This is a genomic window from Haliea sp. E17 (genome assembly GCF_048323675.1).
Lineage (GTDB): Bacteria > Pseudomonadota > Gammaproteobacteria > Pseudomonadales > Halieaceae > Mangrovimicrobium.
In genome coordinates, this window is record NZ_JBLWFK010000005.1 from 161624 (window position 1) to 183594 (window position 21971).

Sequence of the window (21971 nt, forward strand, 5' to 3'; positions counted from 1 at the left end):
CGCTTACCAGGTCTGGGTGGCTTTGAACTTCTCGATCGCGGACTTGAAGGTCGCGGCGATCTCGTCGTTGTAGTCACCGGTAGCGACGATCTTGTTCATCAGCTCGCCGTGTTCGCCGTGCATGTAGGACAGCAGCGCCGCTTCGAAATCACCGATCTTGGCGACTTCCACGTCGTTCATGTAGCCCTCGTTGGCGGCGTACAGCAGCACGCCCATATCGGCAACGCTCTGCGGCGAGTACTGCTTCTGCTTCATCAGTTCGGTTACGCGCTCACCGTGGTCCAGCTGGGCCTTGGTGGCGTCGTCGAGGTCTGATGCAAACTGGGAGAAGGCCGCCAGTTCACGGTACTGCGCCAGTGCGGTACGGATACCACCGGACAGTTTCTTCATGATCTTGGTCTGCGCGGCACCACCCACACGGGATACCGAGATACCGGCGTTCATCGCCGGGCGGATGCCCGCGTTGAACATGTCGGCCTCGAGGAAGATCTGGCCGTCGGTAATGGAGATCACGTTGGTCGGTACGAAAGCGGATACGTCGCCGGCCTGGGTCTCAATCACCGGCAGTGCGGTCAGTGAGCCGGTCTTGCCTTTGACTTCACCGTTGGTGAACTTCTCGACGTAGTCGGCGTTGACCCGCGCGGCGCGTTCCAGCAGGCGTGAGTGCAGGTAGAACACGTCACCGGGATAGGCTTCACGGCCCGGAGGACGACGCAGCAACAGGGAGATCTGGCGGTAGGCCCAGGCCTGCTTGGTCAGGTCATCGTAAATGATCAGGGCGTCTTCACCGCGGTCGCGGTAGTACTCGCCCATGGTGCAACCGGCGAAGGGCGCCAGGTACTGCATGGCGGCCGGATCGGAGGCAGTTGCTGCGACCACGATGGTGTGTTCCATCGCGCCGTGTTCTTCCAGTTTGCGCACAACGGCTGCAACCGAAGACGCCTTCTGGCCAACGGCGACGTAGATACACTTAATGCCGGTGCCTTTCTGGTTGATGATGGCGTCGACCGCGATGGCGGTTTTACCGATCTGGCGGTCGCCGATGATCAGCTCGCGCTGGCCGCGACCGATCGGCACCATGGCGTCGATGGCCTTGAGGCCGATCTGTACCGGCTGGTCGACCGATTGACGGGCAATTACGCCCGGCGCAACTTTTTCCAGAGCATCGGTGAGGCTGGTGTTGATCGGGCCCTTACCGTCGATCGGGTTACCCAGGGCGTCGATTACGCGGCCCTGCAGCTCGGGTCCGACCGGCACTTCCAGGATGCGCCCGGTGCAACGGCAGCTCTGGCCTTCCGCCAGCGACTTGTAGTCACCGAGGATTACCGCGCCGACAGAATCGCGCTCGAGGTTCAGCGCCATACCGTAGATGCCGCCCTCGAACTCGATCATTTCACCGTACATCACGTCGGCCAGACCGTGGATACGAATAATACCGTCTGTGACGGAAACTACGGTGCCCTCGTTGCGGGCCTCGCTGGAGACATCCAGCTGCTCGATGCGCTGCTTGATAATCTCGCTGATTTCAGATGGATTCAGTTGCTGCATGCTCTGTTCCTCAAATCCTTTACCCTGACGCGTGTCAGGAGTTCATTGCCTCGGCCAGCTTGTTCAGGCGGCCGCGCACGGAGCCGTCGATCACCAGATCACCCGCCCTGATAAGTACGCCACCAAGAAGATTGCTGTCGGTGGAGGTGCTGACTTGCACTTCTCGCTCAAGTTTCCTGCCGAGTGCCTGGGACAGCTTGTCCAGGGCCGCGGCATCCAGGTCGAATGCGGAGATGACCTCGACATCCACCCGTTGTTCCAGGCTCGCCTTGAGTTGCTCGAACTGGCCGCGAATATCCGCCAGCAGCGCCAGGCGCTTGTTGCCCGCCAGCACTTTCACGAAATTCTTGAAATCCGCGCCAGTGGCATCACCGCACAGGTCGTTCAAGGCCTTCGCCTGTTGTTCGCTGGTATACGACGGACTGTCCAGCAACTTTGCGACGCGCGCGTCGGCAGCCACCGCCGCACAGGTTGCCAGTTCCTCGGACCACTGCGCCAGGACACCTTTTTCGCGGGCATGCTCGAAAGCTGCCCGGGCATAGGGACGTGCCAGTGTGCTTAGTTCAGCCATGTTGACCCTGCCTTAAAGCTCGGAAGCCAGTTTTTCGACCAGCTCACTGTGCGCATTCTGGTCGATCGCCGCACCGAGAACTTTTTCCGCGCCGGCCAGCGACAGTGCGGCGACCTGCTTGCGCAGTTGCTCGCGGGCACGGTTCGCTTCCTGTTCAATTTCAGCCTGGGCAGATGCCTTGACCCGGTCCGCTTCAGCAACGGCCGCGTGTTTGGCTTCTTCCACCAACTGGTTGGCGCGCTTGTTGGCAGCGTCGATAATGCCCGCGGCCTCTTCCTTGGCTTCTTTCAATCGCTCAACAGCCTTCTCTTTGGCCAGCTCGAGATCGTGGCTTGCACGATCAGCGGCGGCCAGGCCATCGGCGATTTTCTGCTCCCGCTCTGCCATGGCAGCCAGGATCGGCGGCCAGACATACTTCATGCAGAACCACACGAAGACCACGAAGGCGACCATTTGCCCGATAAGCGTAAGATTGATATTCACGCTCTACTCCTCACTGGTTGCTGGGGGCCGATACTCTGTACTTCCCGGCCCCGTGAATCGAAAAACCCGTTAGCCAGCAACAACGAAGATCAGGTACATCGCGATACCAACACCGATAATGGGGATCGCGTCTACCAGGCCGGCGCCCAGGAAGAAGGTCACCTGCAGTTTGGGGGCCAGTTCCGGCTGGCGAGCAGAGCCTTCGATGAGCTTACCGCCCAGCAGGCCAACGCCGATAGCGGCACCCAGACCACCCAGACCCATCATGATGGCGGCAGCAACGTAGATCAGTTCCATGGTTTTCTCCTAACGTTAAGAACCAGTATGTGGTTGATTAATGATCTTCATGGGCCATGCTGAGATACACGATCGTCAGCACCATGAAGATGAAAGCCTGCAGGGTGATTACCAGAATATGGAAAATCGCCCAGCCAATCTGCAGCAAGCCCGCGGGCGCCATCCAGGCGATACCGGCACTGAACAGCGCTGCAATCAGGATAAAAATCATTTCGCCAGCGTACATGTTGCCGAACAGACGCAGGCCGAGTGAGAAGGGCTTGGCCAGCAGGCCCACCACTTCCATGAACAGGTTCACCGGGATGAAAATCCAGTGGTTGAAGGGGTTCAGGGTGAGCTCCTTGACGAAGCCGAAGCCCTTCACCTTGATCGAGTAGTAGAGCATCAGGATGAACACGCCGACCGCCATGCCCATGGTGATGTTGGGGTCGGTAGAGGGCACGATCTTCTGATAGTCGACGCCGAGCAGCATGAGTGTGCTGGGGATCAGGTCTACCGGGATCAGGTCCATCAGGTTCATCAGGAACACCCAGACGAAAATCGTCAGGGCCAGGGGAGCAATCAGTTTGTTATGGCCGTGGAAGGTATCCTTCACGGTGCCGTCGACGAAGCCGACGATCATTTCCACCGCGTTGACCAGGCCGCTGGGCACGCCGGATGAGGCTTTTTTTGCGACGCTGCGGAACAACCGGCAAAAGATGATGCCCAAGCCAATCGACCAGAGCATGGAATCGACATGAATAGCGGTAAACCCCATCGCCGAAGCTTCAACGCCACCGTGGGCCATGGTCCACACGCCGCCATCGCCGACGATGCTGCCGTCGTAACGCTCATAACCCGCCGGCAGCTTGCCATAGGTGAGGTTTGACAGGTGGTGGACAATATATTCGGAGACTGTCTGTGATTCGCCTGAAGCTGCCATCAATGGTGACTCTTGGGTCTGACTTTCATCTCAGCGGCCGCAACAGCAGCCAGCTACCTATTAATTGTATTGCCAGCATCGCCATATACCCGGCGAAGACTGCGAAGCCGTGAATCGGCCTCATGCTGGCGAAAACGACGGCAAAGCCAGCCGCGCTCAGCATAAATTTGCCCACTTCCCCCGCGTAACTCGCTTGGGCGATCCGCCGTGCGTCGCCGGCTCCTCGCCTGCGGAACGCCTGCAGTGCGAAATATGCCTGCGGCACGATCGCAACCAGGCCGCCGGCCGCCATCGACCGGGCTATAACCGGCGCGTATGCCGCCATCGGGAGGCACACGATGCTTAGGATCGCCAGTTGAGCCAGGGTGATACGATGGACGGGAGGCCGCGCTATTTCAGCACCTCGCATTAGCGCCTCGCCGGTCTCCCCACACCAAAAGCCACACGGGTTTTAATCCTCGTACAGGGCGGCGCGCATTATAGGTTGAATGCCCCGGGGGTTCAACCAAAGGCGGCGCCGCGCAGGTATTTATTCGCCACACGCAAGCCCGTGATATTCCAGCAGTTTTTTTCCGGCTCCCGGTACCAGTCGGAGCACATACAGGATATTGTATCTGGGTAATTATTGAGCACCATATAATGTGTCTGGCGGTGCCTGATCGCGCTGCTGACTGGCCCACTGCAGCCCTGTTTTCCTACCATTATTTAATGTGTTTCAGGATGCCGTCCAGTTCGTCCAGGGAATTGTAATTGAGGATCAATTTACCCTTTCCCTTCGCCCCGTGCTGAATCTGTACTTTCGCCCCCAGCCGGGCTGACAGGTCGTCCTGCAGGTGGCGGATATTGGGGTCGATCGCCACCTCGGTGGCGGGTTTTTCCCGCGCCGCCAGCAACTGCCGCACCAGCGCCTCGGTCTGGCGCACGGAGAAACCCCGGGCCACCACCTGGCCGGCGGCGTGCGACTGGTCGCCGTCGCTCAACGCCAACAGGGCCCTGGCGTGACCCATTTCCAGGTCGCCGTGCTCCAGCATGCGCCGCACATCGTCCTGCAGGCTCAGCAGGCGCAGCAGGTTGGTCACCGTCGAGCGGGATTTGCCCACCGCCATGGCCACTTCCTGCTGGGTCAGGCCGAACTCATCCTGCAGGCGTTTCAGCGCCACCGCCTCCTCCACCGGGTTGAGATCCTCGCGCTGGATATTCTCGATCAGCGCCATGGCGATGGCGGCCTCGTCCGGCACGTCGCGGATCAAGGCGGGAATGGTGTCGAGCCCCGCCAGCTGGGTGGCGCGCCAGCGGCGCTCACCGGCAATGATTTCATACCTGGTGTCTGAAATCGGCCGCACTACGATGGGCTGCATCACGCCCTGGGCCTTGATACTGTCGGCGAGTTCCTGCAGCGATTCGGGTTCGATATCGCGACGCGGCTGGTATTTCCCGCGCTGGATCAGGTCGACTGGCAATTCGCGCAGCGGCGCTTCCGGGTCGGCACCGGTCCCACTGGCGGCGGCACCGGGCTGTTGCGCCGGTATCGCACTGGCGCCCAGCAGTGAGTCCAGACCTCTTCCCAGTTTTTTGGCCGCCATGCTCAGGGTTCTCCGTTCAATCAGTGGGCTGCGCAAGCGCTGCCAGTTCCGCAGTCGCCGACTCCAGGTCTGCGCGGCGGACTATCTCCCCGGCGAGCGCCATGTAGGCCTTGGCCCCGCGGGAATAGCGGTCATAGTACATCGCGGGCACCCCGTGGCTGGGCGCCTCTGCCAGGCGGATATTACGCGGAACCACCGTGCGGAAAACCTTGTCGCCGAAGTGGGTGTGCAGCTGGCTGGACACCTCGTTGGTCAGGGAATTGCGCGGGTCGTACATGGTCCGCAGAATGCCCGTGACGGTCAATTCGGGATTCACCGTCTGGGCGATACGGCCGACTGTGCCGAGCAGGTCGGACAGGCCCTCCAGGGCAAAATACTCACACTGCATCGTCACCAGCACCCCGTTGGCCGCAACCAGCGCATTCAGGGTCAGCATGTTCAGGGACGGCGGGCAATCGATCAGGATGTAGTCGTAGGCGGCGCTCACCACGGCGAGGGCGGCGCGCAGGCGGCGTTCCTTGTTCTCGACATTGACCAGTTCGACTTCGGCCGCAGTGAGGTCGCTGTTCGCGGGCAGCACGTGATACCCGGCGGGGACCGGACGCTGGATCACCTCGGCGACGGTGGCCATGTGCACCAGGACATCGTAGGCGCCGACCTCCACGGTGTACTTGTCCACGCCGCTGGCCATGGTGGCGTTGCCCTGGGGATCGAGGTCCACCAGCAGTACCCGTTTTTTCATAGCGGCTAGCGCGGCAGCCAGATTGACGCAGGTCGTGGTCTTGCCCACTCCGCCTTTCTGGTTAGCAATAGCGAGTATGTTTGCCACGTATCCCCATCCTGTTAATGGCCGCCTGAGTCGCGAGGTACCAGTTCCAGGAGATGGCGCTCAGCATCCAGCCCTGGCACCTTCAGCGGGTGGGAGGCTCGCAGTTCGCACTGGTCCTGGACCGCCTGCAGCTCCGCCTCCGGAAACACCCCTTTCATGGCGAGGAAACTGCCGTCCGCGGCGAGCAGGTGCCGGCAGCCGGTCACCATGTCGCTGAGCGATGCGAAAGCCCTGGAAAGTACAGCATCGTAAACACCACCGTCGTGGAACTCCTCGACCCGCGCATGGTGCACGGTCATATTATCCAAGCGCAGGGCAGTTTTCACCTGAAACAGGAAGCGGGTTTTCTTGACGTTGCTGTCGAGCAGGTGAATTTCCTGCTCGGGGTACACGATTGCCAGGGGTATGCCGGGCAGGCCGGCGCCGGTACCCACATCGATCAAGCGGCCCCGGGGTACATGGGGAACAATGGCGAGGCTGTCGAGCAGGTGGCGTCGCACCATTTCCAGCGGGTCGCGCACCGCGGTCAGGTTATAGGCCCGGTTCCATTTTTGCAGCATCGCCAGGTAGTCGAGCAGTGCGCCCTGCACCGCTGCATCTTCGGCTACACCCAGTTGCCTGCAACCTTGGGCCAGTATCTGCGCCAGTTCCGGGTTCAAGTCAGGCCAGTTTGCGGTCGCTGGAGGTGGACAGGCCGGCCAGCAGGCCGCGCTTTTTCAGGTAGATCAGCAGCAGGGAGACCGCCGCCGGCGTGACGCCGGGAATCCGGCTGGCGCGGGCCAGGGTTTCCGGCTGCGCGGCGCCCAGTTTCTGCTTGACCTCGTTGGAGAGACCGTCGACCTGCTGGTAGTCGAAGCCCTCGGGCAGGCGGGTGTTCTCATGCCGGCGCAGGCGCTCGATCTCGTCCTGCTGGCGATCGATGTAACCGGCGTATTTGGCCTGGATTTCCACCTGTTGTGCGGCCTGCAGGTCTTCCGTGGGCACACCCTTCAGGTGGGCAATATCGGCGTATTCGAGTTCCGGGCGGCGCAACAGGTCCAGCAGCGAGTATTCCCGGGTCAGCGGTGAGGTCAGTTTCCCGGACAGGGCCTCGGCAGCCTCGGTGCCGGGCTGTACCCAGGTGCTGGCCAGGCGCGCGGTTTCCTGTTCCATAGCTTCGCGCTTGCTGGCAAAGCGCTGCCAGCGGCGCTCGTCGACCAGGCCGAGTTCGCGGCCCTTTTCGGTCAGGCGGATATCGGCGTTGTCTTCACGCAGCAAGAGGCGGTGCTCGGCACGCGAGGTGAACATGCGATAGGGTTCGCTGGTACCGAGGGTAATCAGGTCGTCGACCAGTACGCCGATGTACGCCTCGTCGCGCCGCGGGCACCAGGCACTTTCGCCGCGGGCAGCGAGGCCGGCATTGAGGCCGGCGAGCAGGCCCTGCGCCGCGGCCTCCTCGTAACCGGTGGTGCCGTTAATCTGGCCGGCGAGATAGAGGCCGGGCAGGACCCTGCTCTGCAGGGAATACTCCAGGTCCCGGGGATCGAAATAGTCGTATTCGATGGCGTAGCCGGGCCGGGTAATGTGCGCCTGCTCGAAACCCTTGATGGAATGCACCAGGGCGACCTGGACGTCGAAGGGAAGACTGGTGGAAATGCCGTTGGGATAGAGCTCCGGGGTATTCAGGCCCTCGGGCTCGATAAACACCTGGTGCGAGTCCTTGTCGGCAAAGCGGTGGATCTTGTCCTCGATGCTGGGGCAGTAGCGCGGACCAATACCTTCGATCACCCCGGAGAACATGGGTGAACGATCGAGGCCGCCGCGAATGATGTCGTGGGTCTGGGCGTTGGTGTGGGTGATCCAGCAGCAGCGCTGCTGCGGGTGCTCCGCCACATCGCCGATAAACGACATGACCGGCATCGGCTGGTCACCCCACTGCTCTTCCAGGCCGTCGAAATTCACCGTGCGCGCGTCAATCCGCGGCGGCGTCCCGGTTTTCAGGCGGTCGACGCGAAACGGCATCTCCCGCAGGCGCCGGGCCAGCGCGATGGATGGCGGATCACCGGCGCGACCTCCGGAGCTGTTCTCGAGACCGATGTGGATTTTGCCGCCGAGGAAGGTACCGGTGGTCAACACGACCTGCGCGGCGCGGAACACCACGCCCATCTGGGTTACCACACCGGCTACCCTGCCCTGTTCGACCACCAGGTCATCGACTGCCTGCTGGAAAATAAGCAGGTTTTCCTGGCCCTCAAGAATCTGCCGGATGGCATTGCGGTAGAGCACCCGGTCGGCCTGGGCGCGGGTTGCGCGCACCGCCGGTCCCTTGCGTGAATTCAGGGTGCGGAACTGGATGCCGGCGCGGTCGGTGGCGCGGGCCATGGCGCCGCCGAGGGCATCCACTTCCTTGACCAGGTGGCTCTTGCCGATGCCGCCGATGGCCGGATTGCAGGACATCTGGCCGAGGGTGTCCACACTGTGGGTCAGCAACAGGGTTCGGCAACCCATGCGCGCGGCAGCGAGGCAGGCCTCGGTCCCGGCGTGTCCGCCGCCGACGACAATAACATCGAACTGTTGCTTGAAATTCACAGCCGGGCCCTCGCAGCCTGACAATTCCGGGGGGCGCGATTATACGGCTGCAGTGGCGGCTGTTCAAAATTTGTTCTGGTATTTTGTGTCATGGAATCCCGAAAAACTGCCAGCTGGCGTCTGCATGACTTCATGTTTGCAGCCGTTTGGACAAATATAGGCCAGGTTGTAGAGTATTTTCCGCTAATTTCGCCATCAACTGGAATCGATCATGGACTGGATACTGTGTTGCCTCGCGGCGTTTGGCCTCGTTTCTCTCTATCTCAGCCTGCAACCGCGCAACGTCAAACGCAAGGCCATTCCCTGGTCGGTATTCGGTGTCTCCCTGCTAACCACTGAACTGGCCTGGCTGTGGCTGCCGCTGCAGATCCTCCTCAGCCTGCTGCTGGTAGCCGGCGGCGCCCTGGACAGCGTGATCGGCAAGCTTTCACTGCTGGTTCTGCTGTTGTCCTGGTGCGGACTCGCCTGGCATATCTGGCAGAGCCGGGCAGCCGCCGAAGTGCTGGAAGACGCACTGTGCGAAGGACTCGGCAAACACTACCGCGAACGGCTCGACGCGCGGCGGGTCGCGCAACTGCGCCAACAGGTGGGCTTTGCCGACTGGAAGCTGCCATTCCGGATGACCCGTCCGGGCGTCGAGGTGATTCGCGACATCCCCTATGGTCCGCTCGGCATGCGCCAGCACCTCGATATCTACCGACCGCAACAACGCCGGGGTAATTGCCCGGTACTGCTGCAGATACACGGCGGCGCCTGGACCATGAGCCGCAAGGAAGACCAGGGCCAGCCCCTGATGTGGCACCTGGCAGCCCGCGGCTGGATATGCGTTGCGGTCAATTACCGGCTCAGCCCCAGCGTCGGTTTTCCCACCCACCTCGAGGATTGCAAACGCGCCCTGTGCTGGATTCGCGAGAACGGTGCGGACTACGGCATGGATACCGATTTCATCGCCGTCACCGGCGGTTCCGCCGGTGGTCATCTCGCTGCGCTGGTGGCGCTGACCGCCAACCGTCCGGAGCTGCAGGCCGACAATCCGCAAACGGATACCGCGGTACAGGCGGCAGTGCCGCTCTACGGCATCTACGATTTCGTCTCCCGGTTCCAGCAGTACCGCTACCCGGAACCGCTGAAGAAATTCCTGATCGGCCGGGTAATGTACGAGGACGAAAGCGCCAACCCCGAACTGTGGGACCTGGCATCCCCGGTAACCCTGGTGAATGCCGAGGCACCGCCGTTTTTTGTTTTGCACGGCACCCAGGACAGCCTGATCCCGGTACGCGATGCCCAGCTGTTCGTGGAGAAACTCCGTGCGGTGTCACAGCAGGCCGTAGTGTACGCAGAACTGCCCTACGCCGAACACGGCTTTGAACTGTTTCACTCCCAGCGCGCGGAGCTTACCGTGGATGCGATACACCGCTTCCTCGAGTGGTCCTACGCGAAGCACCTGCAACAATCACCCGGCGTAGCGGGCGAGGAATTGGCTCAGGCCACGGGCGGGGGTTGATCACACCTGCAGCGGCAGGCCGGGCAGGGTTTCACACCAGGCCAGCAAGTCGGCAAACACCTGCTCGTGTTCCGGTTCATTGAAAATTTCATGGTACAGCCCGGGGTAGAGCTTAAGGGTCTTCTGCTTGCTGGAAACGCGTTCAAACAACAGCTTTGAGCCCTTTGGAGAGGTCATCGAATCGGCTTCACCGTGCATCAGCAGGAGGGGCAGGGAGATTTTTTGTGCCTCCTCCTGCACCCGTTGCATGGTCGCGAACAACTCGCTGACGAATCGCGCGGAGTACTTGCCGTGGTGAACCAGCGGATCGCTGGTGTATTCCTGTACTACCCGCGGGTCGCGGCTGATACCGCCCGCTTCCAGTTGCATCACGCCCAGCGTCGGCAAAAAGCGCGACAGCAGGCGGATCAAACCTATCTGTAAAGCGCCGGGCTCGAGTTCCGAGGCAATCGCGGGGCCGGAGAGCGCGCAGCCGATAAATTCCTGCTGGTGACCGATCAGGTAATCGGCGCTGATCAGGCCGCCCATGCTGTGCCCGAGTAATACGATCGGCAGGCCGGGAAAATCGGCGGAAATCTTTTCGCGGAATTCCCCGAGACTCTCCCGGTACTGGCTGAAGCGCTCCACATGGCCATAAGTGCCATCCGACTTGCCGTGGCCGGGATGATCCAGTGCGGCAACCGTGAAACCATGTCCGGTCAGAAAACTGGCAAGGGGCTGGTAGCGGGAACAGTGCTCGCCGGCACCGTGCGCGATCAGCACCACCGCGCGCGGCTGCGGGGCAAACCAGTACTGGAAGTAGAGCGACAGCCCATCGGGTCCATTGAAACGACCATCCCTGTGTGTTTCAGCCATGGAAAATCTCCCCCCTCACTGGTCGATACAAGGTTTTGCGGGTTGTCGCGAGTGGCTTGTGCCAATCCGTGAATTTTGGTTAGCATGGCCAGGCGGGATCAATAATAACACCATGGAGTCAAGCTATGTCTGGATTTCACGTGGTACCCCCTGTCCTCGGACTCGCCGGCCTGGCAGTCGCGTTTATCATCTATCACATCATGGTTCGCCACGATCACGGCGACGGCACCGTCAAGCATATCGGTGACCAGATACACCTCGGTGCAATGGTCTTCATGCAGCGGGAATACCGCATGCTGGGGATTTTCGCGCTGGTGCTGCTGGCCTGCCTGTATGTCTCACCGCTGGGAGCCGACACTGCAGTCGCCTTTCTGGTCGGGGCGGTATCCTCTGCCAGCGCCGGGTTTCTCGGTATGTTCGCCGCTACCAAAGCCAACGTTCGAACGGCGGTGGCGGCCAACAAACACGGCCAGGATGCAGCCCTCGCGATTTCATTTTACGGCGGCTCCATCATGGGCCTGTGCGTCGCGTCGCTCGGATTGCTCGGCCTGGGAACCCTGTACTGGTATTTCGGCGGCGACCCGGAAAGTGCCCACGCCATCCACGGTTTCGGGATGGGTGCTTCGACGGTGGCCCTGTTCTCCCGGGTCGGGGGCGGGATCTTCACCAAGAGCGCAGATGTCGGTGCCGACCTGGTCGGCAAGGTCGAGGCCGGGATTCCCGAAGACGATCCACGCAACCCCGGAGTGATTGCCGACAACGTCGGCGACAACGTCGGCGACATTGCCGGCATGGGATCCGACATTTTCGAATCCTATTGCGGCTCGATGATTGCCTGTATCGCGATCGCATCGACCATGTCCGTGCATTCCCAGGGCGCACTGATGTTCCTGCCACTGGCCCTGGCAAGTATCGGCCTGCTGGCCTCCCTCTGCGGCATCGTGCTTGTGCGCGCCCGCAGCAACGCCGCACCGGAGGTTGCGTTGCGCTCCGGCACCCTGGCTGCGCCCGTGGTTTTCGCGATTGCCGCCTGGTTCCTGGTGGAGTCGATGGGCCTGGATAGCACAATCTGGTGGTCGGTAGTCTGCGGGGCCGTTGGTGGCGTCTGCATCGGCCTCATTACCGAGTACTACACCGGTTCGAGACCGGTGGAACGGATCGCCCGGTCCGGTGAGACAGGACCGGCCACAGTCATGATTACCGGCCTGGCGGTCGGGATGCAGTCGGTGGTGCTGCCGGTTCTGGTACTGGCCGGCATCATCTTCCTTTCGACCTGGCTCGCCGGGCTTTACGGTGTGGGCATTGCGGCAGTTGGCATGTTGGCTACCGTGGGCATCACCATGGCGATCGATGCCTACGGACCGGTGGCGGACAATGCCGGTGGGATCGCAGAGATGGCCGGCATGGGTGAGGAAACCCGCAAGATCACCGACGGACTCGACGAGGTAGGCAACACCACGGCGGCGATCGGCAAGGGCTTCGCGATCGGCGCCGCAGCGCTGGCCGCCCTGGCGATAATCGCCGCCTTCGTCCAGACCGTCGAGGTCCACAATCCCGGATTCAGCCTCGAACTGTCCAACCCGGTGGTCCTGGTGGGAATGTTTATCGGCGGTACGATTCCCTTCCTGATCGCATCGATCACCATGACTGCTGTCGGTGAAGCGGCGTTTGACATGATCAACGAGATCCGGCGGCAGTTCCGCGAAATTCCCGGACTGCTGGAAGGCAATGCAGAGCCGGATACCGCGCGCTGTGTCGATATCGCCACTTCCGCGGCGCTGCGGCGGATGCTGTTGCCCGGCGCGATAGCGGTGGTAGCGCCGGTACTGGTCGGCTTTGGTCTCGGTGCAGCCGCCCTCGGCGGGATGCTCGGAGGCGCATTGCTGGCCTGCGTACTGATGGCACTGATGATGGCCAATGCCGGTGGTGCCTGGGATAACGCGAAGAAATTCGTGGAGAAAGGCAACCTGGGCGGGAAAGGTTCGACTACCCATGCGGCGACGGTGGTTGGAGATACCGTGGGCGACCCTTTCAAGGATACCTCGGGTCCAGCCATGAATATCCTGATCAACGTGATGGCAATCGTCAGTCTGGTGATTGCGCCCCTACTCTGACCACCAGCCGGTTCACCTCGTCATTCAGCAGCAGGGAAGCGCGAACTTCCCTGTTCGCTGAATGCTGTCCTGCCATTTAATGGTAGTCACATATGCTCTCCGGGTCCTATTACGCAGTCTTACAAAATAGAGAAAAGTATAAATATATTGATGTATAGGATTAGAGGATTGTTGTTGTAGTTATTATTAGGGCAGCCTCCACTTGTGAGTAACCAAAGAAAAGCGCGTAAAAGCAGTAAGTTACGTCAATGACAAGGCAGCGGAGAACACCTGAAACCGGCGTGTGGAGGCGGTGGGTTGAGCGGGGATGGTTTCTGGACAAAATCGGCCCCCGGTTTCCGCGAAGGTCTTATCCCGGATTCGTCCCTCCTTCCGTTCAGGGTTTGTCCCAGCAGTTTTCCCCAGGGCCAGGCAGCCGCTGCCGAGGCTGTGGTGAGCCTGTCATTTAGCTGTGGATGTTTTTGATGTCTGTGGTTTGCCTGTGGATATGGCGGGGATACTGCGTCGATGGGCTGGGGTTTACTTGCCGATGCAGAAGCTGGAAAAGATTTCACCGAGCAACTGGTCCGAGGTCACGGCACCGGTAATTTCCCCCAGGGCGTCCTGGCACAGCCTCAGGTCTTCGGCCAGCAGTTCACCGGCACCAGCCTGTTCCAGTTGGTCACGCCCCGCCTCCAGCGCCTGGCGGGCTGCGGCCAGTGCGGACAGGTGGCGCCGCCTGGCACTGAAGCTGCCTTCACCGGCGTAGCCCATACACTGTTTCAGGTGGGTGCGCAGCAGGTCCAGGCCTTCACCGGTGCGTGCTGACAGGGAAATGACGGTATAGCCATCGCGCTCGACAAGGGCGCAGGGCTGGCCGCTGATGTCAGTTTTATTGAGGATGACGCAGACCGGAATATCCCGGTCCAGTTGCTCGCGAATGGCCGGCCAGATCTGCGCGGGATCCTGCGCGACGGCGGTATTTGAACCATCCACCACCAACAGGATGAGGTGGGCGCTGTTCATCTCGTTCCAGGCCCGCCGAATTCCCTCGCGCTCGATGTCATCGGGGCTGTCGCGCAAACCCGCAGTATCGACGATGTGCAGGGGCAGCCCGTCGATCTGGATATGCTCGCGCAGTACATCCCGGGTTGTGCCCTCGATGGGCGTAACAATTGCGGTGTCCTGCCCTGCCAGGGCGTTCAGAAGGCTCGATTTTCCCGCATTGGGACGTCCGGCGATCACCAGTTTCATGCCCTCCTGAACCAGGGTACCCTGGCGGGCCTCCGACTCAACGCTGGCGAGGTGGTCGAAAATCTCCTGCAACTGGCGTTGTACCTGGCCATCCGCGAGGAAATCGATTTCCTCTTCGGGAAAATCGATGGCTGCCTCCACGTATACCCGCAGCCGTGTGACCCTCTCTACCAGGGCGTGGATGCGCTGGGAAAAAGCGCCCTGCAGCGAGCGCGTGGCATTGAGCGCGGCCTGTTCCGTGGTGCTGTTGATCAGGTCGGCAATCGCCTCGGCCTGGGTCAGGTCGAGTTTGTCGTTGAGATAGGCGCGCTCCGAGAATTCGCCGGGGCGCGCCTGCCGTGCACCCAGCGCCCTGCAGACGTCCAGCAGAAGGTCGAGAATGACCGGGCCGCCGTGCCCCTGCAGTTCAACCACGTCTTCTCCGGTAAAGGAGTGGGGAGCGGGAAAATAGAGGCTGATGCCGGAGTCCAGGACCACACCCTCGCGATTGCGGAACTGGCAGTAGTGCGCGAGGCGCGGCTTCAGTGATTTGCCGGTGATGGCGGTGGCGATGGGCAGGGCCCGGGCCCCGGAAAGCCGCAGGATACCGATGCCCCCGCGTCCGGGGGCAGTGGCGATGGCGACGATGGTGTCGCCATCCAGTAGCGCAGTGTGCATGGCAAACTCTCCCTGCGCGGGGTGCGTCGGGTCAGGCCGTGTCGGATTTCTCGATTTGCCGGGTGATTACCCATTGCTGGGTAATGGACAGCAGCTGGTTAACTACCCAGTACAGTACCAGGCCGGCGGGGAACCAGAGGAAGAAGAAGGTAAAAATAATCGGCAGCCACTGCATGACTTTCGCCTGCATCGGATCCGGCGGCGGCGGGTTCAGTTTCTGCGCGAACCACATACAGGCGCCCATGATGATCGGCAGGACAAAATAGGGGTCCATCACCGACAGGTCCTTGATCCACAGCATGAACGGTGCCTGGCGCAGTTCGACGCTTTCCATCAGCACCCAGTACAGGGCGATAAATACCGGCATCTGTACCAGGATCGGCAGGCAACCGCCCATCGGGTTGACTTTCTCCTTGCGGTAAAGCTCCATCATGGCCTGCGACTGCTTTTGCTTGTCGTCGCCGTAGCGTTCGCGCAGTTCGACAATTTTCGGCTGAACCTTGCGCATTTTCGCCATTGAACGGTAGCTGGTGGCCGACAGTTTGAAGAACGCACCTTTCACCAGTACGGTCAGCAGGATGATCGACACACCCCAGTTACCGACCAGGCTGTGTATCTTGGTGAGCAGCCAGAACAGCGGCTGCGCGATCCACCACAACCAGCCGTAGTCGACCACCAGGTCGAGGTAGGGGGAAATTTCCTTCAGCCGGTACTGGTCCTTGGGTCCCGCATAGAAGGATGCGCCGACGGTTCCGCTGCTACCCGGATCGACGGTCAGGACCGGGCTGGTAAAACCGATGATATTGAAGCCGGAGCGGGTAGTGCGCATGCTGTAGTTGTTGGTCTGTTCCGGGTTGGGAATCCAGGCGCTGATGAAATAGTGCTGGATGAGTGCCACCCAGCCACCCTGGATCGCTTCGCGGAAGGGCTTTTCCGCGATGTCGTCAAACGAGTACTTGGCGAAGTTGTCTTCCGGCGTGGTAATCGCCGCACCGAGGAAGGGGTGCAGGCCCATACCCGAAGATGTGCTCGGCCCGGGTGAATTGTCGCGCTTGATCTGGCCGAACAGGTTGCCCTGCCAGCGCTGGTCGCTGCCGTTGTTGACCAGGTAATCGACCTTGATCAGGTAATCGCCGCGCGTGAAGGTAAATCGCTTGGTAATGCCGACGGCGCCTTCGCCCTGCCACTGCAGGTCGACGACCAGCTGGTCCTGGCCATCCGCCAGCTGGTAGCTTGCCTGCTTGCTGGAGAAGCTGGCGCGGCCGGACTGGTCAATGCCGTCCTTGCCGATCAGGCCACTTTGCGCAACGTAGATGCGCTGGTTGGTCTGCTCCATCAGCACAAAGGGCTGGTCCGGCGTGTCGATGTGCGCCGGGTGCCGGGGCAGGGCCACCTGGGTAATGTCGCCGCCATTGAGGTCGATATTGACCTGCAGACTGTCGGTGCGGACGGTAACCTGGCTGTGCCGGGTTTTATGTTCCGCGGTAGCAAGACCCGTCGCTGCTGGTGTATCAGCCTGAGGCAGCGAGGGGACTTCATCGCTGTGGTCGCCATTCTCGACGAGTGACGGCAGTTCGGCGGCAGTTTCACCGGCCTGTACCTGGGCAACCGGTGCTGCGGCCGCAGCCTTGTGTGACTCCTCGAAGGCGACCCACTTGGTCAACAGCATAAAGGAGAGGACCGCGAGGGCGCCAATAAGCAGTGAACGTTGCAAATCCATGGTTATAGTCTGAGCATCAGTGTTTGTGGTGACAGGGTGGAACCGTATCCACACCGCCTTCGTGCCAGGGATGGCATTTGGCTAATCGGCGCAGGGCCAGCCAGCTGCCCCGTGCGACGCCATGTTCGCGGATGGCCTGCTGGGCGTAACTGGAACAACTGGGGTAAAAGCGGCAGTTGTTGCCAAGGAACGGGCTGATAGCCAGCTTGTAGCAGGAAATCAGGAAAATGAGGGCTTCACGCATCAGGGGTCATGGCTCTCGAGTGACCGGGAGGCATTGCGGCTCAGCTTTTGCCATTGCTGCCGCAATATAGTGGATAGCTGGTCATTGTCCAAACAATCCATTCCCTGGCGGGCCAAAAGAATCACATCCATCGGCGGCTGGGATGCCGGCAGGTGGCGGAAAAACTCCCTTGCGACTCTCTTGATCCGGTTGCGCTGCACCGCCAGGCGGACATTTCGCTTGGCAATGACAAGACCCAGACGATGTCCGGGTTCCTGGTTATAGGTCGCAAGTAAAAGCAGGTGCTTGTGACCTGCCTTTACTTTGACGTCATTGAAGACCCGCTGGTAATCCCCGGCATTGAGAAGGCGACTTCGTTTGCTGAAGTGGCAATCACTCTGTACCAAGGGACCTGCCTCAGGTCAGTACAGCTGCCTTATCAGGCAGTCAGTACTTTGCGGCCCTTGGCGCGACGACGGCTCAGCACCTGGCGGCCGTTCTTGGTAGCCATACGGGCGCGGAAGCCATGGGTACGTTTGCGCTTCAGAACGCTGGGCTGGAATGTTCTCTTCATGCTTGCTTACCTGAAAAAGGTTTAAAGTGACCCGCTCTCGGGACCGTGGCCCCTGGCGGCAAAAAAAGGCTGGCTATTCTAGGGTAAGGGTGGCGCGAATTCAATCTGGCCTGAAAGTAAATTTAACCGCTTCCCGCAGCGCGGCGCGACGGGTGCCGGAGGGCGTTTTCAGGCACTGCTGCCATAATCCGCAGAGGCCTTGAGGGCCCTGTGTTGCAGCCATCGCCCCACAATTTTTCAATATTTTATTAACAACTTATCCACAGTCCGGCAAAATTATTTTTTTTCCGGCGAGCTGAACAAAAAACCATCAATAATGATCTAACTATATGAAAATAAAAGATAAAATAATTTCAGGGCACTCGGAAATTTTTGTGGATAACTGCCAGTCGCAGCGCTATTATCTCCACTCCGGAGCGTGTTCTGGCCGGGTACCAAAAAAATATACGACTTTGCAGAAATGGCGAGAGTTTTATCTTCGCCGTGGGGGATTATTTTGCCTGGAATGGTGTGGGAGCAATGTGTTGAACGGTTGCAGGATGAGTTGCCATCAAAACAGTTCAATACCTGGATACGCCCGCTGCGGGCAAGTCTGGATGGCCAATTGCTTCGACTGTTTGCCCCTAACCGCTTCATCAAGGACTTTGTTTCCGACAAGTTCGCAGCCCGCATTTCAGAGCTGATCGCCGAGCAGGAATCCGGCGCGCCGATGAACGTAGTCTTCGAAATTGGCGGCCAGAGTGTCGGCGGCATAGCCACCAGCACAATGAACCACTCACCGGCGCCGGCAATGCAGGAACTGCCAACCATTCCGCCCGCGGTGTCGGGCAGCGCGGTGGCCTCCGGTTATAGCGCCGCTGCGCGGCCGGTGCGCGCAGTGGCCAAGGTGTCCCCGGATACCGCACGGCAGGCAGAAATCGAAGGCTCCCTGCAGCACCAGCACAACCTCGTCGAGACTTATACCTTCACCAATTTTGTTGAGGGCAAGTCAAACCAGCTGGCACTCGCGGCTGCCCGTCAGGTAGCAGAGAATCCGGGGGATTCCTATAACCCGCTGTTCCTGTATGGCGGAGTTGGCCTGGGCAAGACCCACCTGATGCACGCCGTGGGTAATGCGCTGAAACTGCGCAAACCCGATGCGAAGATCGTCTATTTGCACTCCGAGCGTTTTGTCGCCGATATGGTAAAGGCGCTGCAGTTGAATGCCATCTCGGACTTCAAGCGCTACTACCGCTCGGTAGATGCCCTGCTGATCGATGATATCCAGTTCTTCGCCAAAAAAGACCGTTCGCAGGAAGAGTTTTTCCACACTTTCAATGCCCTGCTGGAAGGTGGACAGCAGATGATCCTCACCTGTGATCGCTATCCCAAGGAAATCGACGGCCTCGAGGAGCGGCTGAAATCCCGTTTTGGCTGGGGCCTGACGGTGGCGGTAGAACCCCCCGAGCTGGAAACCCGGGTGGCTATCCTGATGAAAAAGGCCACCCAGGCACGCATCAACCTGCCGCCAGATGCCGCGTTTTTTATCGCCCAGCGCATCCGCTCCAATGTGCGCGAACTGGAAGGCGCGCTAAAGAGAGTGATTGCAAGTGCTCACTTCATCGGCCGCGAAATCGATATCGACCTGATCAAGGACAGCCTAAAGGATTTGCTGGCGCTGCAGGACAAGCAGGTCAGCCTCGACAATATCCAGCGTACGGTCGCCGAGTATTATAAGATCAAGGTCGCCGATCTCATGTCCCGGCGCCGCAGTCGATCCGTCGCCCGTCCGCGCCAGGTGGCGATGGCGCTGTCCAAGGAGCTGACCAATCACAGCCTGCCTGAGATCGGTGACAGCTTTGGCGGCAGAGATCACACGACAGTCTTGCACGCATGTCGTAAAATCAAGGAACTCCGCGAAACCAACTCGGATATTCGCGAAGATTACAAAAATTTGCTGCGATCCCTCACCACCTGAGGGGCCACGAAATCTGGGCGCGGTCCCGGCGACCGCAATACCTACCGGTTTAAGGAACGACACTACCTATGAAGTTCACTGTTTCGCGGGATGCACTGCTCAAGCCATTGAATCTTGTTGCGGGTGTAGTCGAGCGCCGCCAGACGCTGCCGATTTTGTCCAATGTCCTGTTGGTGGTGGACAAGGATCATTTGTCACTGACCGGGACAGACCTCGAGGTCGAACTCATCGGCCGGGTGCCCCTGGCGGAGTCTCGCGATGAAACCGGCGAAGTGACGGTGCCGGCACGCAAGCTGGTGGATATTTGTCGTTCATTGCCCGACGGTAGCGACATCCAGTTCAGTGTCGAGGAAAGCAAGGTCACCGTCAGCTGTGGTCGCAGCCGCTTTACCCTGTCCACCCTGCCCGCCCGGGAATTTCCCAGTCTTGAAGACAGCATGGGCACTCATCAACTGAGCCTGAAGCAGGGACAACTGAAGCGCCTGATAGACCGCACGGCTTTCGCCATGGCCCAGCAGGATGTGCGCTATTACCTGAATGGCATGCTGTGGGAAATAAAGGACCACAAACTGACGGTGGTGGCGACGGATGGTCATCGCCTGGCGCTGTGTTCGCTTCCCGGGTCGCTGGAAGTGGAAAGTGACACCCAGGTTATCCTCCCCCGCAAGGGTGTTCTGGAACTCGGCCGTCTGCTGCTCGATGATGAAGGTGATATCCGTATAGTGATCGGCAGCAATCATATTCGCGCCACCACGGCGGATTTCACTTTCACCTCGAAACTTGTCGATGGGAAATTCCCTGATTACCAGCGGGTAATGCCGCGCAACGCCGACAAGATCGTTATCGGTTCACGGCTCGAGTTGCGCCAGGCCTTCGCACGTACCGCTATCCTTTCCAATGAAAAATACCGCGGCGTGAGGTTGAAGCTCGAGGAAAACAACCTCGATATCATTGCCAATAACCCCGAGCAGGAACAGGCGGAAGAAAGCGTATCCGTGGAATATTCCGGTGGTGAACTGGAGATTGGTTTCAACGTCAGCTACCTGCTCGATGTACTCGGCGTCCTTTCAGGCGAAAAAATCAAGCTGGCGCTTTCCGATCCGAACAGTAGCGCGCTGCTCGAAGAGGTCGAAGATGACGGTGATTCGCGCTATGTGGTCATGCCGATGCGCCTCTAAACGAGGCGCCTCCAAGCGCTGATGCCTGCATCACTGCTGTATCGCCTGCAGATTTCCGGGGTTCGTAATCTTCGCCAGGTCAGGCTCGATGAGCTGGGCCCGGTGAATGTATTTTTTGGTCCCAACGGTTCAGGCAAAACCAGTGCCCTGGAAGCAATCCATCTTCTCGGGATGGCGCGGTCGTTCCGCGGCAACCCCCGCTCGCTGATCACCCACGGAGAATCCAGTTGTACCGTGTTCGGCCAGCTCGTGCAGGGCAATATCGGCCTCGGTGTTGAGCGCGAGATGGGTGGGGAGGCGCGCATCAGGGTCTCCGGAAACCCCATCCAGTCTGTTTCAGAGCTCGTTGAGTACCTCCCCCTGCAGGTAATCAACGCTGACTCCTTCGATCTGCTCAACGGCCCTCCAGCAGGACGGCGCCGTTTTCTCGACCTCGGTGTGTTCCACGTGGAACATGGCTTCTACCCCCAATGGAAGCGCTACCAGCGGGGTATAAAGCAGCGGAATAACTTGTTGCGCCGTGGTAAAATTCCGGATCCGCAATTACCGGTTTGGACCAGGGAAGTCGCGGACACCGGTGAAGCAATAACCAGCTTCCGACGCGCGTACTTCGAGCGGTTGGCCACACGATTCTTATCCTATGTCCAGTCACTCGCGCCGGCGCTCAGCGGTATCGAACTGCGCTATCGCCGAGGTTGGGACAGCAAACTTGAGCTGATCCAGGCCCTGGAGAGTTCTCTGGTGTCTGACCTGGACCAGGGGTTTACCCACGTCGGGCCGCAACGCGCGGATGTGCGTGTGCTGATCGAGGGTCGTCCCGCGGCGGAGGTGCTGTCCCGGGGCCAACAGAAGCTGGTGGTTTGCGCGCTGAAGTTGGCCCAGGGTGAAATCATGGCCGAAGCGGGTGGCAGGAGCTGCATTTATTTGATCGATGACCTGCCCTCTGAGCTTGATCGGCATCATGCAGCTCTGGTCTGTAGTGCGATAGCGGCGATGGACAACATTCAGGCTTTCGTGACCTGTGTAGAAGGCGATGATCTTCGCAGCGTCTGGCCACCAGAGAAGTTGGAACAGCTGAAAATGTTCCACGTGGAACATGGAACCATCACAAGTGTGACAATACCCGATTGAAGCGCGGGTCCAGGAATTGGAAAA

At 60.1% G+C, this 21971-nt stretch carries 21 protein-coding genes; 5 read left to right on the forward strand and 16 right to left on the reverse strand.

The window, feature by feature from the left end; all coding sequences use genetic code 11:
• Positions 1-3 precede the first annotated feature (3 nt).
• From atpA to mnmG, 10 genes are all read right to left on the reverse strand, one after another.
• Entirely contained in the window at positions 4-1548 is a 1545-nt protein-coding gene (atpA, locus tag ACNKU3_RS14190; RefSeq protein ID WP_418260159.1) for a F0F1 ATP synthase subunit alpha, read from the reverse strand.
• 34 nt (positions 1549-1582) lie between these two features.
• The gene (locus ACNKU3_RS14195) at positions 1583-2119 is read right to left on the reverse strand and encodes a F0F1 ATP synthase subunit delta (protein ID WP_418260160.1); all 537 of its coding nucleotides are present in this window, start codon (positions 2117-2119) and stop codon (positions 1583-1585) included.
• 12 nt (positions 2120-2131) lie between these two features.
• The gene (locus tag ACNKU3_RS14200; RefSeq protein ID WP_418260161.1) at positions 2132-2602 is read right to left on the reverse strand and encodes a F0F1 ATP synthase subunit B; all 471 of its coding nucleotides are present in this window, start codon (positions 2600-2602) and stop codon (positions 2132-2134) included.
• Positions 2603-2671: 69 nt separating this feature from the next.
• Positions 2672-2899, reverse strand: a complete 228-nt coding sequence (gene atpE / locus ACNKU3_RS14205) for a F0F1 ATP synthase subunit C (RefSeq protein WP_009020576.1) — start codon at positions 2897-2899, stop codon at positions 2672-2674.
• A 37-nt stretch (positions 2900-2936) separates the two neighbouring features.
• Positions 2937-3821, reverse strand: coding sequence for a F0F1 ATP synthase subunit A (gene atpB / locus ACNKU3_RS14210; protein WP_418260162.1), 885 nt, complete (start codon positions 3819-3821; stop codon positions 2937-2939).
• Positions 3822-3846: 25 nt separating this feature from the next.
• A complete protein-coding gene (locus ACNKU3_RS14215) occupies positions 3847-4230 on the reverse strand; it encodes an ATP synthase subunit I (protein ID WP_418260163.1) in 384 nt (127 codons plus the stop codon).
• A 292-nt stretch (positions 4231-4522) separates the two neighbouring features.
• Entirely contained in the window at positions 4523-5404 is an 882-nt protein-coding gene (locus tag ACNKU3_RS14220) for a ParB/RepB/Spo0J family partition protein (RefSeq protein ID WP_418260164.1), read from the reverse strand.
• 16 nt (positions 5405-5420) lie between these two features.
• On the reverse strand, positions 5421-6233 hold the full coding sequence (locus tag ACNKU3_RS14225; RefSeq protein WP_418260165.1) for a ParA family protein: 813 nt from the start codon (positions 6231-6233) through the stop codon (positions 5421-5423).
• A 14-nt stretch (positions 6234-6247) separates the two neighbouring features.
• Complete coding sequence (gene rsmG / locus ACNKU3_RS14230; RefSeq protein ID WP_418260166.1) at positions 6248-6892, reverse strand: 16S rRNA (guanine(527)-N(7))-methyltransferase RsmG; 645 nt, start codon at positions 6890-6892, stop codon at positions 6248-6250.
• Position 6893: 1 nt separating this feature from the next.
• Complete coding sequence (mnmG, locus tag ACNKU3_RS14235) at positions 6894-8801, reverse strand: tRNA uridine-5-carboxymethylaminomethyl(34) synthesis enzyme MnmG (RefSeq protein WP_418260167.1); 1908 nt, start codon at positions 8799-8801, stop codon at positions 6894-6896.
• 211 nt (positions 8802-9012) lie between these two features.
• Here mnmG and ACNKU3_RS14240 point away from each other — a divergent pair, with 211 nt between their 5' ends.
• Positions 9013-10305, forward strand: a complete 1293-nt coding sequence (locus ACNKU3_RS14240; protein WP_418260168.1) for an alpha/beta hydrolase fold domain-containing protein — start codon at positions 9013-9015, stop codon at positions 10303-10305.
• Here ACNKU3_RS14240 and ACNKU3_RS14245 read toward each other — a convergent pair whose 3' ends face one another.
• The gene (locus ACNKU3_RS14245) at positions 10306-11160 is read right to left on the reverse strand and encodes a lysophospholipase (protein WP_418260169.1); all 855 of its coding nucleotides are present in this window, start codon (positions 11158-11160) and stop codon (positions 10306-10308) included.
• A 125-nt stretch (positions 11161-11285) separates the two neighbouring features.
• Between ACNKU3_RS14245 and ACNKU3_RS14250 the strand changes: the two genes are divergently transcribed.
• Entirely contained in the window at positions 11286-13274 is a 1989-nt protein-coding gene (locus ACNKU3_RS14250) for a sodium-translocating pyrophosphatase (RefSeq protein WP_418260170.1), read from the forward strand.
• Positions 13275-13793: 519 nt separating this feature from the next.
• Here ACNKU3_RS14250 and mnmE read toward each other — a convergent pair.
• From mnmE to rpmH, 5 genes are read right to left on the reverse strand one after another with little or no spacing between them, the layout of a single operon-like run.
• On the reverse strand, positions 13794-15164 hold the full coding sequence (mnmE, locus tag ACNKU3_RS14255; protein ID WP_418260171.1) for a tRNA uridine-5-carboxymethylaminomethyl(34) synthesis GTPase MnmE: 1371 nt from the start codon (positions 15162-15164) through the stop codon (positions 13794-13796).
• Between the two features lie 31 nt (positions 15165-15195).
• Positions 15196-16884: a membrane protein insertase YidC gene (gene yidC, locus ACNKU3_RS14260; RefSeq protein WP_418260172.1), complete on the reverse strand. Its 1689-nt coding sequence runs from the start codon at positions 16882-16884 to the stop codon at positions 15196-15198.
• Between the two features lie 16 nt (positions 16885-16900).
• Entirely contained in the window at positions 16901-17128 is a 228-nt protein-coding gene (gene yidD, locus ACNKU3_RS14265; RefSeq protein WP_418260173.1) for a membrane protein insertion efficiency factor YidD, read from the reverse strand.
• Entirely contained in the window at positions 17128-17514 is a 387-nt protein-coding gene (rnpA, locus tag ACNKU3_RS14270) for a ribonuclease P protein component (protein ID WP_418260174.1), read from the reverse strand. The genes yidD and rnpA overlap by 1 nt, the downstream gene beginning before the upstream one ends.
• A 32-nt stretch (positions 17515-17546) precedes the next feature.
• The gene (rpmH, locus tag ACNKU3_RS14275) at positions 17547-17681 is read right to left on the reverse strand and encodes a 50S ribosomal protein L34 (protein WP_418260175.1); all 135 of its coding nucleotides are present in this window, start codon (positions 17679-17681) and stop codon (positions 17547-17549) included.
• A 505-nt stretch (positions 17682-18186) separates the two neighbouring features.
• Between rpmH and dnaA the strand changes: the two genes are divergently transcribed.
• The 3 genes from dnaA to recF all read left to right on the forward strand — a co-directional run bounded on the left by dnaA (position 18187) and on the right by recF (position 21947).
• The gene (dnaA, locus tag ACNKU3_RS14280) at positions 18187-19638 is read left to right on the forward strand and encodes a chromosomal replication initiator protein DnaA (RefSeq protein ID WP_418260543.1); all 1452 of its coding nucleotides are present in this window, start codon (positions 18187-18189) and stop codon (positions 19636-19638) included.
• A gap of 68 nt (positions 19639-19706) precedes the next feature.
• On the forward strand, positions 19707-20816 hold the full coding sequence (gene dnaN, locus ACNKU3_RS14285; protein WP_418260176.1) for a DNA polymerase III subunit beta: 1110 nt from the start codon (positions 19707-19709) through the stop codon (positions 20814-20816).
• Between the two features lie 21 nt (positions 20817-20837).
• Positions 20838-21947: a DNA replication/repair protein RecF gene (recF, locus tag ACNKU3_RS14290; RefSeq protein WP_418260177.1), complete on the forward strand. Its 1110-nt coding sequence runs from the start codon at positions 20838-20840 to the stop codon at positions 21945-21947.
• The last annotated feature ends 24 nt before the right edge of the window (positions 21948-21971 follow it).

Coding starts and splice junctions, on each gene's coding strand:
- atpA (WP_418260159.1), bottom strand. CDS start 1,548: ATGCAGCAACTGAATCCATCTGAAATCAGCGAGATTATCAAGCAGCGC.
- ACNKU3_RS14195 (WP_418260160.1), bottom strand. CDS start 2,119: ATGGCTGAACTAAGCACACTGGCACGTCCCTATGCCCGGGCAGCTTTC.
- atpE (WP_009020576.1), bottom strand. CDS start 2,899: ATGGAACTGATCTACGTTGCTGCCGCCATCATGATGGGTCTGGGTGGT.
- atpB (WP_418260162.1), bottom strand. CDS start 3,821: ATGGCAGCTTCAGGCGAATCACAGACAGTCTCCGAATATATTGTCCAC.
- ACNKU3_RS14215 (WP_418260163.1), bottom strand. CDS start 4,230: ATGCGAGGTGCTGAAATAGCGCGGCCTCCCGTCCATCGTATCACCCTG.
- ACNKU3_RS14220 (WP_418260164.1), bottom strand. CDS start 5,404: ATGGCGGCCAAAAAACTGGGAAGAGGTCTGGACTCACTGCTGGGCGCC.
- ACNKU3_RS14240 (WP_418260168.1), top strand. CDS start 9,013: ATGGACTGGATACTGTGTTGCCTCGCGGCGTTTGGCCTCGTTTCTCTC.
- ACNKU3_RS14245 (WP_418260169.1), bottom strand. CDS start 11,160: ATGGCTGAAACACACAGGGATGGTCGTTTCAATGGACCCGATGGGCTG.
- ACNKU3_RS14250 (WP_418260170.1), top strand. CDS start 11,286: ATGTCTGGATTTCACGTGGTACCCCCTGTCCTCGGACTCGCCGGCCTG.
- mnmE (WP_418260171.1), bottom strand. CDS start 15,164: ATGCACACTGCGCTACTGGATGGCGACACCATCGTCGCCATCGCCACT.
- yidC (WP_418260172.1), bottom strand. CDS start 16,884: ATGGATTTGCAACGTTCACTGCTTATTGGCGCCCTCGCGGTCCTCTCC.
- yidD (WP_418260173.1), bottom strand. CDS start 17,128: ATGCGTGAAGCCCTCATTTTCCTGATTTCCTGCTACAAGCTGGCTATC.
- rpmH (WP_418260175.1), bottom strand. CDS start 17,681: ATGAAGAGAACATTCCAGCCCAGCGTTCTGAAGCGCAAACGTACCCAT.
- dnaA (WP_418260543.1), top strand. CDS start 18,187: ATGGTGTGGGAGCAATGTGTTGAACGGTTGCAGGATGAGTTGCCATCA.
- dnaN (WP_418260176.1), top strand. CDS start 19,707: ATGAAGTTCACTGTTTCGCGGGATGCACTGCTCAAGCCATTGAATCTT.
- recF (WP_418260177.1), top strand. CDS start 20,838: ATGCCTGCATCACTGCTGTATCGCCTGCAGATTTCCGGGGTTCGTAAT.